Source organism: Shewanella gelidii (assembly GCF_014647855.1).
Lineage (GTDB): Bacteria > Pseudomonadota > Gammaproteobacteria > Enterobacterales > Shewanellaceae > Shewanella > Shewanella gelidii.
Window position 1 is genome coordinate 473553 of sequence record NZ_BMPZ01000002.1, and the last position, 11648, is coordinate 485200.

Sequence of the window (11648 nt, forward strand, 5' to 3'; positions counted from 1 at the left end):
TTAAGCACTGGTTAGACAGTGCTTTTTACGGATTTTAGAAAGCATAGTTTGGTCACTATTGAGCCAAAGCTGCGTTTTTTAAGGACAGGCATTTCATAAATATTTGTCCATCGAAGGTTACAAAAGGCGCATCAATCAGTGATGCGCCTTTTTATTTTGTTAATCGCAATGAGCGAGAAGTCGAATGTTAGAAAAAATCCGCGAAGGTTCACAGGGCGTTGTAGCCAAAAGTATTTTGGTGCTAGTGATCTTTTCCTTCGCATTTGCAGGTGTAAGTAGTTATCTCGGCAGCAGTACTGAGACGCCAGCGGCAAGGGTGAATGGCGAAGATATTTCGCAATCAGCTCTTGAGCAAGCGTATCAAAATGAACGTAGCCGTATGGAGCAGCAGTTAGGCGAGATGTTCGAAGCTTTAGCTGCGAATGATGTCTACCTACAGAGCATAAAGCAACGCGTACTTGATCGTCTTGTCGCAGAACGATTAGTAGATCAGGCTGCAAATAAGCTTGGGCTACGTGTTTCTGATGAACAGATTAAGCAAGCGATTGTTAACGAAACCGCATTTCATACTGACGGTGTTTTCGATAATGAGCGTTATCAAGCCGTTATTCGCCAAGTCGGTTATACCACGACATCGTTCAGAGATATGATGCGAGTGGATATGACGCGCCGTCAGCTTTTAGCTGCAGTCATTGGCACTGAGTTTGTTCTTGAGGGTGAAGCAAAGCAGTATGCTGAAGTTGAAGGCCAAACCCGTGATATTCGCTACCAAATCATCGAAGCCCAACCGTTTCTAGCTGATGTTGTGGTTTCTGATGAAGAAGCTAATGCTTTTTATGAGCAGAATCTAGCGCAGTTTATGAGCCAAGAGCTTGTAAGCGTTGAGTACATTGAACTCAATGCTGCGAAGCTCGCGCAGTCGGTTACCGTATCGGAAGAAGAAGTCCTTGCTGAATATGAAGCTCAAAAATCACTTTATCAAACAGCAGAGAAGCGCTTAGCTGCGCATATTCTTGTCGAAGATGCTGATCAAGCCAATAAAATCCATGCACGTCTAATTGCTGGCGAAACGTTTGAAGCGTTAGCGAAAGCTGAGTCGAGCGATGCGTTTAGTGGAGAGCAAGGTGGTAAACTTGATTGGTTTGAGCCTGGTGTAATGGAAGCTGAATTCGATACTGCACTATTCGCATTAGAAAAAGGCGCATTTTCAAATGTTGTAAAAACTAATTTTGGTTATCACATTGTTAAGTTGCTTGATATTCAGCCCGGGGCTGCAGCACCGTTTGAGGAAGTGAAAGATAAGGTTACAGAGCAGTTGAAGATGAATCTAGCAGCTGACGAATTCTATAGCTTACAGCAGAAGCTCGCTGATACCAGCTATGAAGTACCTGACACGCTTTCTGAAGCAGCAACAGAAATTGGCGCAAAAGTTCTTTCTACTGATCTATTTAGCCGTAACAACGCACCGGCATTATTTAATGCCGATGCAGTAAAGGCTGCTTTCTCTAGTGAGGTTGTTGTTGAGGGGATGAATAGCGACGTAATTGAGCTTGGTGATAACCATGTATTGGTTTTACGAGTGAAAGAACATCAGGCAGCCGGTACACGTGATTTTGCGGATGTTAAAGCAGATATTGTTGCGCGTTTGCAGCAAGAGAAAGCGAACGAGCAAGCTCGTGACCAAGCTCAGTTAGCGATGACACAAGTTAAAGATGGTGCATCAACTGCTGAATTCAAAACGGTTTCTAAGTTGTCTCGTATGACTAATGAACTTAATGCTTCGATCGTCGGCAAAGCTTTCGAAATGCCATTAGCGGCAGAAGGCGCATCAGTGGACACCGTAGGGCTTGCCAATGGTTACGCTGTTGTAGTTCTTGATAAGGTTAATGCTGCTGAATCTATTGCAGAGGAAGCTGTTGCGGCGATAACACAGCGTTTGAACTCACAATATAGTGAAGCTGATTATCAATCACTGGTGGCTTCGTTGAAAGCTTCTTCAGAAGTGTTATACCCAGTCGCTGAATAACGGTTACAAAATGTAAAGTGATTTTGCGAAAGATATTGAAAAAGACCAGCAAATGCTGGTCTTTTTTATTTAAAAACTCGATCTTCTTTTAGAGGCTTTGAATACTTATGCTTGAGCAAAGCCAACGAAAATACAGTTAGTAATACCTGTGATGAATGAAGAAAATAAAAAACGCTGCGAAGCAGCGTTTTTATGAACATATCTTGATGGCCTTCTATAGAGCTAAAGAAGGCATCCAATCATTATAAATCAATCACATCAAAGTCAACTTTTGGATTTGCATCGGCGTCATAGTCAACACTATCGATACCAAAACCAAATAGCTTGAGGAATTCTGCTTTGTATTCACGGTAGTCAGTTAATTCAGCAAGGTTTTCTGTCGTGACTTGTGGCCATAAATCGCGACAATGCTGCTGAATTTCTTCACGAAGCTCCCAGTCGTCTAAACGCAAGCGATTTTCTGAATCTGTCTCTGCGGCACTGCCATCTGCTTTATAGAGACGTTCAGTGAACATACGGTTGATTTGCTCCATACAACCTTCGTGAAGGCCTTCTTCGCGCATCTTTTTAAATACCATTGCAATGTAAAGTGGCATAACCGGTATTGCAGAGCTTGCTTGAGTCACAACGCTTTTAAGGACGGCAACATTGGCACTTCCACCCGTTGCCGAGAGCTGATCGTTTAAAGCGTTTGCGGCACGGTCTAGATCCATTTTCGCTTTACCCAGAGCGCCATGCCAGTAGATAGGCCATGTAAGCTCTGTACCAATGTAACTATAGGCGACGGTTTTACAGTTATCCGTTAGTACGCCTGCTTCACTTAGTGCTTGAATCCAAAGTTCCCAGTCTTGGCCGCCCATAACCGTAACGGTATCTGCAATCTCTTGATCTGACGCTGGCTCTACACTGGCTTCGATAAGCTCGTCCTTATTGGTATCAACTGCGGTAGCCGTATACGTTTCGCCAATAGGTTTTAAGGCAGAGCGAATCACTTCACCGGTATCAGGTAGCTTACGAACTGGTGATGCTAAAGAGTAAACGACCATATCAACCTGGCCTAAATCCTCTTTAATAAGCTCAATGACTTTGTTTTTGGCTTCATGGCTGAATGCGTCGCCATTGATACTTTTAGAATATAAGCCTTCTGCTTTTGCAAATTTATCAAAAGCTGCTGAGTTATAATAGCCAGCGGTACCGGTACGCTTTTCTGTACCCGGCTTTTCAAAAAACACGCCAATTGTTGCCGCATCACTTCCAAAAGCTGCTGCAATTCGAGAGGAGAGTCCATAACCGCTCGATGAGCCAATAACCAGAACTTTTTTCGGGCCGTTTGCATTTTTGCCAAGGGCCTTAGTTGTATTAATTTGCTCTAAGACGTTTGCTTCACAGCCAACGGGATGGGTCGTTGTACAAATAAATCCACGGATTTTTGGTTTGATAATCATGTTGAGGCTCTTCTTTTTAAATTGCCAATAGAATAATTACTTCGTTCAATAAATGGCACTTTTTTTTAAAAAATTGGGGTGATTCAAGCAGTGGTTGGAGCAGTTCAACGTTTATGAGTGAACATACTTTGCTCCCGGATCAATCTTTTGGTGTATTCGTGTTGCGGATCGTTAAATAGGGTTTCCGTTGCAGCTTGCTCAACGATAACCCCTTTATGCAGCACGATGATGTTATCGCTAACGTGTCGGATCACATTTAAATTGTGAGAAACGAAAATATAGGAAAGTCCCATCTCTTTTTGGAGTTGTACCAATAAGTTTAATATTTGAGAGCGAACCGAGAGATCAAGAGCTGTTAATGCTTCATCCGCAATGATCACTTTAGGGTTTAAGATTATGGCTCTAGCGACGGCGACACGTTGCTTTTGCCCTTCTGAAATCATATGGGGGTAAAATTCAAAGTGTTCTGGTAATAAGCCCACTTTCACTAAAGTTTCTGAGACGAGTGTTTTCCGTTCTTTTGAACTCATCCCCGTAGTAAACCGCAGTGGTTCTTCAAGCAGCTCGCCAATAGTGAGTCGTGGGTTCAATGATGTATTTGGATCTTGGAAAATCATTCTGATCATTTTACAACGCTGTTTGACGTCCTTATTGGCTAAGGATTCACCTTCAAAACAGATACTTCCACCCGTGCGAGAAGCAGCACCAACAAGGATTCGGGCGAGAGTGCTTTTACCTGAGCCCGCTTCGCCAACAATCGCTAATGTTTCCCCTTCATTGAGGCAAAAGGATACGGGTTTGAGCGCTTGTTTGTATTGGCGCTTAAACCAGCGGTAGCCTTCAAAGTAGCGTTTGTGAAGGTCCGTAACCCTAAGCAATGGTGCTGTCATGGCATGTCTCGTTGGTATAAGGGAAATGGCAGGCAAAGTGGCGGCCCTTTTTTCTACACAAAATTGGCTGTTTTACGCAGGTCTTTTTGGCTTCAGGACATCGAGGTCCCAGGCGACAACCAATGGGAAGGTGCTGTAGCGCAGGCGCCGAACCTGGTAAGGTCGGCAAAATGCTTTTTTGTTGTGTTGTCTCTGTATAATCAGGAATATGCCCGAGCAAGGCTTTGGTGTATGGGTGAAAAGGTTTAGCGATCAGTTGCTGAGTCGGACCGGCTTCCATCACCTGCCCTGCATAGAGCACCGTCAGACGTTCGCACCATTGAGAGACAGTTTCCAGTTCATGACTAATAAGCAGTATCGATACGCCATGGAGCTGATTGAGCTGTGATAGCAGCCTAAAAATCTGAGCTTGGGTGCTGGTTTCCATTGAAGCTGTTGGTTCATCGGCGATCAAGAGTTTTGGGCTATTGGCGACGGCCATTGCTATCATTACTTTTTGGCATTCACCTTCAGATAGCTCCCATGGGAAGCTTGCCATAATTTTTTTATGATCTTTAATGCCGACTTTGTGAAGCCATTTCTCCGCAGCGCGCTTACGTTTTTTTCCACGACTCCACCAAAAGCCTGTTGATGCGGGCATTGCTTCGATGAGCTGCGAGCCAACACTAATCACTGGATCAAGGCTGCTCGATGGATCTTGAAATATCATTGCCATCTCAGAACCCATAATGCTACGTCGTTCTTGGCTGTTCATCTCAAGCAAATTGCGACCATTCAACATCATACGGTCTGCTTTTATGGTCCAATTGCTGCCTGGGATCCCTAGAATAGCGCGTGCAAGCAAGCTACGGCCAGAGCCTGACTCACCGACTAATCCGTGGATCTCTCCATCTTGGATAGTTAAGCTCACGCGATCGAGTGCTTTAACCTTCCCCTGTGGGGTATCTAACTCAATGGTTAGGTTTCGAATATCCAGTAACTGCATTGTTTAGTCGCAAAAGGGCAAAAAGCCGTCTTTAATTTTTAAGTAAAAATAATGCTATCGTTTGCATGGTACACATCTTCCATTACCTTGGCGCTAAGGCAGTTCGTAAACCATCGCCGACAAGGTTAATTGAAAGCACGCTTACCAATATTGTCGCTCCGGGAATGGTTACTGTCCACGGCGCTGTGAGAAGGTTGTCTAACCCTTGCGCAATCATTGCTCCCCATTCTGGACTAGGGGCTTGCGCGCCAAGCCCAAGAAAACCAAGTGCTGCAATATCCAAAATCGCGACCGAGATTGCCAACGTCGTTTGTACGATGATGGTTTCCCAGACATTGGGCATGATCACAAACCAAAATATTTGTAACGGGTTTGCACCATCAAGAATAGCGGCTTTCACATATTCTTTTTGTGATTCTTCACGCACCGCCAAATGGGTTGAACGGACAAACTGGGGGGTAAGTGCTAAACCAACAGCCCAGAATATATTTTCAAGCCCTGGTCCCATAACCGCGACGACTAATATAGCGAGGAGCATTGATGGAATAGAAAGGAGTGCATCAAGCAAATGACCTAAAATACTGGACTTAATACCTTTCATCATGCCTGACAACGAGCCAATGACGAGGCCAACTGATAGTGCAGATATCACTATCCATAACGCCATCCCAAACGTGAGGTGTGCACCGTGGAGCAGCCGGCTAAATATATCTCGGCCAAGGTCGTCTGTGCCTAGAAAATGTTCCACAGTTCCTGCAGGATCCCATGAGGGAGGGAGGAGTAATGCCTGAGTGTCTTGTTGCTCAGCTGTGTACGGTGCTATTAGCGGCCCGAAAACGGTCAGCAGCAGTAAACATATCACTAACCATAAGCCGAGAACCGCAAACGGGTTTGATGAAAACACTTGCCATATTCGAAGTGATGGTGAGGGGATCTCATCTTCTTGATATATTTTAATTTGAGGCATAAAGCTCTTTCCTACTAATTGGGTTCGTTGCTGTATGCACAATCTCAATCAAGATACTAGAAAGCATAATTAAAAGCGCAACGACCAATATCCCGCCTTGAATCACCGTGTAATCACGTTGGTATATACCTGAAACTAGCCATGAGCCTACACCTGGCCATGAGAATATCACTTCGACGATGATGGAATAGCTCGCAAAGGGACCAAGCATAATTCCCAAATGCTTTAACACAGGGATGAGTGCATTGGGTAATGCATGGCGAAGCACGATCTTCGCTGTACTCAACCCTCTCGCTTCGGCGGCGCGAATAAAGGTTTGATTCATAATGTTGAGCATTGCTGACCGCGTAATTCGCACGACAACGGTGAAAGGCAAAACGGCAAGGGTTATTGATGGGAGTATCATATGCTGAAGCGCATCTAAAAAAGCTGCCATTCGATATTCTGAGTCTGAGACCCAAGTATCAAATAAGATAAATCCAGTGACGGGTTCTATTTCATAAAGTAGGTTTATTTGACCAGATATGGGTAACCAACCCAGATGGACGCCGAACCATAGTGATAAGGTAAGGCCGAGCCAAAAAACCGGAATCGAATAGCCGGTCAGCGTCATTGCCATAATTGCATGCTGCGTGAGGCGATGCTGTGTTAACGATGCCAATATTCCGATTGGGACGCCAAAGACAAGGGCTAGTAGCGCAGCCACATTGGCCAGTTCTAACGTGGCAGGCAAGCGGGCCATTAGTTCTTGAGAAACACTTTGTTGAGATGTAATCGATATGCCAAGGTCACCACTGAGTCGCTGCTGAAGAAATGCAGAAAATTGCAGGGGGGTATTTTTATTCAAAGCATAGAGTTCAGTGACTTGCTCAACCTGAGCGGGAGAGGGTGATACAATTCCTGATAGTGCTGTGATTCGGTCAACAGGGAATAAACCCGTCGTGTAGAACAGCACACCCGCTAAAACTAACGATGTTGCGACAAAAAGGTTGAGTCGACGCAATAAATATTTGCCCATTAACGAAGTACCTTCATCGGTTTTAAATCAGCAAAGGAAATCCCGCCAAAGGGAGTGACTCTGGTTTCGGTGACGTCTGTGCGTTTTAGAGCCAATCGCTTTGCATGAGCAAGACTGATCAGTGGTACATCTTCCGCGAGAATGGCTTCGGCTTGCTGATAGAGTTCAGTGCGTTCACTGCGATCCATCGTTGCTGTTGCGAGACGTAAAATTTGATCGAAGTCTGGGTGGCACCATTTACTTCGGTTGCTACCGGAAATGACGGAATCACAACTCAATGTGGGTGTAAAAAAGTTGTCTGGGTCGCTATTGTCGGCATTCCAGCCAATAAGAACGGAGTCATAGTCACTTTGATTCAGCTTTTGTGTAAACACGCTCCAATCATAACTGACAATGTTCACATGGACTCCGATGTTAGCTAAGTCTGCTTGGATTAGCTCGGCGGTTTTTAGTGCGTTGGGGTTATAAGTTCGTGCAACGGGCATTGCCCATAAATCAATCGCGAGATCCTTAATACCTGCTTCTTTTAGCAAAGCTTCAGCTTTTGCCGGGTTATAGTCGCTTAAACTATCGTTCGGCTGATAAGCCCATGATGCAGGCGGTAAAATACCTGTGGCTTCAACGGCTGTATCTTGATAAACCGCGCGTAGAATATTTTGCCTGTCCACCGCATGGGATAACGCTCTTCGGACACGGACATCATCTAGAGGTGGTTTTTGTGTGTTGAACGCCCAGTAAGCAACGTTTAGGCCTGCTTGTTGTTCCAATCTAAGCTCTGCGTGCTCATTGATGACCGGAAGCTCCCCTGCTTTTGGTAGGGCGGAAACATCACAATCTCCTGTAATGAGTTTTGCAAGGCGTCGGCTACTTCTTGGCGTAATATCAAAAACGAGAACATCTGTTTTTGGTGCTGGCCCCCAATAAAACTCGTGGCGACGATAGCGTATATGATCATTTTTAACGTATTTGGCAAGCTGATATGGGCCTGTACCTATCGCATCGCTATCGATTCTTTCTGGCGTTTTCTGTTTCCAGAGTTGATTGGCATATTCTTGCGATTGAATGATGGCAAAGTCGGTGGCTAAGTTGGCAAGAAACGACGCATCGGCATGATTCAAATGGAATATCACTTGGTAATCATTAACTTTTTCAATTTGTCGAACTAGTTTATCAAGCCCAATACTCTGAAAAAATGGGTAGCCGGTGCGTGACACAAAATGATAAGGGTGGTTTTCTTGAATCACGCGATTAAATGAAAATAACACGTCATCAGCATTAAAGACACGCGTGGGAATGAAATGTGGCGAGTGATGAAATCTCACATCACTGCGCAGGTTGAAGCGATAGCTGAGCCCGTCAGCAGCCATTTGCCAATCTGACGCTAGTGCAGGAACGATTTGACCTGTTTGCGCATCGTAATCAACAAGGCGGCTGTATATTTGGTGAGAAGTTGCATCAATTGTCGTGCCGGATGTCACTAACTGAGGGTTGAAGGTTTCAGGGTTACCTTCCGAGCAGTACACAAGGCCTGACGGCACTTTTTGCTGGCCGCAAGCGATTAGCAGTAGGCCAAAAGTGAAACAAAGTAGACGTATACTGAATTGGCTCATCAGTACTCTCATGGGCGGCCATTGTTAAAAAAGATGTTAAGCATTTATTTTAGCAGGGGTAATTGCCTATGAGCAACGTGCTTATGTCTTATCAAGCAAATTGTACTTCTTCAAAATCCCCCTTAATTGATGGTAACTAAGCCCAAGGAGCTCCGCAGTTTTCTTTTGGCTAAATTGACCCGCAGCTAGTGCCGCTTGAATTACGTCCACCTCCCTTTGTTCACAATATTCTTTAAAATCAATAGGGAAGGTTAATTCTTTTGCCGGTTCAACTGTATTTGAATTCGGGGTTTTAGGAGTGATATCTTGTGCTGTTTCTATCGGTTGGCTACTTGGCGTTTGTTGGCGCTCCTTGGTTTTTACTCGTTGCGTTGGGCGGTAGGGAGACGCAAAAGGATCAAGAACGATTTCAGTAATGGCTTGAGTTTCGGCTGCGTTGCGATAAACACTGCGCTCGATGACATTTTTTAGTTCGCGAATATTTCCAGGCCAACTGTAATTCATTAATTGCTCAATCGCACTGTTAGCAAAACCATTAAATAGTTCTAAGCTTAACTGTCTCGCCATGCCGACCGCAAAATACTCTGCAAGTGGCATGATATCTTCTGGGCGAGAACGAAGTGGCGGTAGGGTGATCACATCAAACGCGAGACGATCTAAGAGATCTGCTCTGAACTCGCCAGCTTCGGCAAGTGAAGGTAAGTCCTCATTCGCGGCGCAGATTAAACGGACGTCGGTTTGTACTGTTTTACTTCCGCCCACTCGCTCAAACTCACCGTATTCAATCACGCGCAAAAGCTTTTCTTGGATTAAACCGGACGTATTCGCCAATTCATCAAGAAATAGCGTGCCGCTATCGGCTCGTTCAAATCGTCCTTCATGCTTTCCTTTGGCACCAGTAAAAGCACCGGATTCGTGGCCAAACAATTCACTTTCTAGTAAGTTTTCACTCAAAGATGAACAATTTAGCTTAATAAAGCTTTGATCCCATCTTTGGGAAAGGTAATGTAAGCGTTCTGCAATTAGCTCTTTACCAGTACCGCGCTCACCGATAATCAATACAGGTTTAGAAAGAGGCGCAACTAAAGAGACATGCTCTAATACTTCAAGCAATGCGTTGGATTGTCCAATGAGGTTATCTTGCTGAAATTTTGTAGTCACAGTAATTTTTAGTCTTTCACGCTAACATTTGGTGAAATTCATAATAAGTGGCTTGGTTAATAAAATAAAGAAAAAGTTAAATATTTGATTAAGTCATTGTTATTGGTTGTTTTTGTAAGTTTGGCACGGTATGTGTATTACTCTTATCGAAAATAACTTTTAGATTGAGGACATTATTATGGGAATTTTCTCTCGTTTCGCAGACATCATTAACTCGAACATCAGCTCTATACTTGATAAAGCTGAAGATCCAGAAAAAATGGTTCGCCTTATTATCCAAGAAATGGAAGATACACTGGTTGAGGTTCGCTCAACGTCAGCGAAGGTACTCGCAGAGAAGAAAGAGCTACATCGCCGCATAACTCGTGTGCAGCAGCAAATTCAAGATTGGCAAGATAAGGCTGAGTTGGCACTTTCGAAAGATAGAGAAGACCTTGCCAAAGCCGCTTTAGTTGAAAAGCAAAAGGTCAATGGCATTGCTGAGTCACTAGAAAATGAGTTGGTTGTTGTTGAAGAGCATATTATTCGCTTAAAAGAAGAAGTGGGTTTGCTACAAGAAAAGCTTGCCGATGCCAAAGCGCGCCAAAAGACAATTATCATGCGCAAGCAGACTGCTAATTCAAGATTAGATGTCAAGCGTCAGCTAGATTCAAGCAAAATTGATAATGCAATGCAGCGTTTTGAACAATATGAGCGCCGTGTTGAAGGTTTAGAGGCTGAAGTTGAAGCTTATGACCTCGGGAATAAGAATACACTCGCAGATGAGTTTGCCTCACTGGAAGCTGAAGATGCAGTAAGTGATGAATTAGCAGCACTGAAAGCCAAAGTGAATGCAAAGAAAACCAAAGCAAAATCTTAATTAATACTCGGGGTGAATTATGGAATTAGAGATTCTAGTGGTACCAATTATTGTGTTCATGGTATTTGTTGCCCCTATTTGGTTGATTCTTCATTACCGAAGTAAAAGGCAAGTAAGCCAAGGGTTTAGCGAAGAAGAGTATAACCAGCTCAATGAACTGATTGTGAAGGCCGATAAAATGGCGACTCGTATTGAAACACTCGAATCGATATTAGATACAGAGTCGCCAGAGTGGAGGACTAAACATGAGCGGACCTGAAAATAAAACACTATATCGCATACCCCAAACTGGCAAAATTGCTGGGGTATGCTCAGGGATAGCTGAGTATTTTAACTTCGAACCTTGGTTAGTCAGAGTTGCAACGGTTTCAATCTTTTTGCTGGGCGGCTCTGGGATCATTGTTATCGCCTATATTCTATTGTGGATGATCCTTGATATTAAGCCGGCAACAGTGCAAGGGCAGTATGAGCATAAGGATATCGAGGTAAAGAAGAAGTTTTGGCAGGCTGGAGAACCGGCACAACAAGCACTTCGAGATGTAAATGGACAGTTTCGTTCACTCGAGTTACGTCTACAAAAGCTTGAACAGTACGTAACATCTGATCAATTTGATTTGAAAAGAGAAATAGACAACTTATAGTTTCACTATCCCATGGGCGGTAACAGTTACAACTGATGCACCGCTC

Annotated in this window: 11 protein-coding genes; 4 read left to right on the plus strand and 7 right to left on the minus strand. The window is 44.1% G+C overall.

The annotated features are described in order from the left end of the window. The first annotated feature begins 184 nt into the window (after nt 1–184). The gene (locus tag IEY18_RS05585) at nt 185–2026 is read left to right on the plus strand and encodes a SurA N-terminal domain-containing protein (protein WP_188918660.1); all 1842 of its coding nucleotides are present in this window, start codon (nt 185–187) and stop codon (nt 2024–2026) included. Nucleotides 2027–2268: 242 nt separating this feature from the next. Here the strand turns inward: IEY18_RS05585 and fabV are convergent, their stop codons facing one another. From fabV to pspF, 7 genes are all read right to left on the minus strand, one after another. After that, entirely contained in the window at nt 2269–3471 is a 1203-nt protein-coding gene (fabV, locus tag IEY18_RS05590) for an enoyl-ACP reductase FabV (protein ID WP_188918662.1), read from the minus strand. A gap of 104 nt (nt 3472–3575) precedes the next feature. Next, nucleotides 3576–4361 (minus strand): peptide ABC transporter ATP-binding protein, encoded by a 786-nt coding sequence (locus tag IEY18_RS05595; RefSeq protein ID WP_188918663.1) that lies wholly within the window; start codon nt 4359–4361, stop codon nt 3576–3578. Then, a complete protein-coding gene (locus tag IEY18_RS05600; protein WP_188918665.1) occupies nt 4342–5346 on the minus strand; it encodes a peptide ABC transporter ATP-binding protein in 1005 nt (334 codons plus the stop codon). Before IEY18_RS05600 ends, IEY18_RS05595 begins: the two co-directional genes overlap by 20 nt. Before the next feature lie 82 nt (nt 5347–5428). Continuing rightward, nucleotides 5429–6313: an ABC transporter permease subunit gene (locus IEY18_RS05605; RefSeq protein ID WP_188918667.1), complete on the minus strand. Its 885-nt coding sequence runs from the start codon at nt 6311–6313 to the stop codon at nt 5429–5431. Continuing rightward, entirely contained in the window at nt 6300–7331 is a 1032-nt protein-coding gene (locus IEY18_RS05610; protein ID WP_188918669.1) for an ABC transporter permease, read from the minus strand. The genes IEY18_RS05605 and IEY18_RS05610 overlap by 14 nt, the downstream gene beginning before the upstream one ends. Next, entirely contained in the window at nt 7331–8953 is a 1623-nt protein-coding gene (locus IEY18_RS05615; protein WP_188918671.1) for an ABC transporter substrate-binding protein, read from the minus strand. Before IEY18_RS05615 ends, IEY18_RS05610 begins: the two co-directional genes overlap by 1 nt. Before the next feature lie 69 nt (nt 8954–9022). Then, a complete protein-coding gene (gene pspF / locus IEY18_RS05620) occupies nt 9023–10102 on the minus strand; it encodes a phage shock protein operon transcriptional activator (protein ID WP_188918673.1) in 1080 nt (359 codons plus the stop codon). A gap of 178 nt (nt 10103–10280) precedes the next feature. Between pspF and pspA the strand changes: the two genes are divergently transcribed. From pspA to pspC, 3 genes are read left to right on the plus strand one after another with little or no spacing between them, the layout of a single operon-like run. Further along, entirely contained in the window at nt 10281–10961 is a 681-nt protein-coding gene (pspA, locus tag IEY18_RS05625) for a phage shock protein PspA (protein ID WP_188918674.1), read from the plus strand. Nucleotides 10962–10980: 19 nt separating this feature from the next. Beyond that, the gene (gene pspB / locus IEY18_RS05630) at nt 10981–11220 is read left to right on the plus strand and encodes an envelope stress response membrane protein PspB (protein WP_188918676.1); all 240 of its coding nucleotides are present in this window, start codon (nt 10981–10983) and stop codon (nt 11218–11220) included. After that, the gene (gene pspC, locus IEY18_RS05635) at nt 11207–11602 is read left to right on the plus strand and encodes an envelope stress response membrane protein PspC (RefSeq protein WP_188918678.1); all 396 of its coding nucleotides are present in this window, start codon (nt 11207–11209) and stop codon (nt 11600–11602) included. The genes pspB and pspC overlap by 14 nt, the downstream gene beginning before the upstream one ends. Nucleotides 11603–11648: the final 46 nt, after the last annotated feature.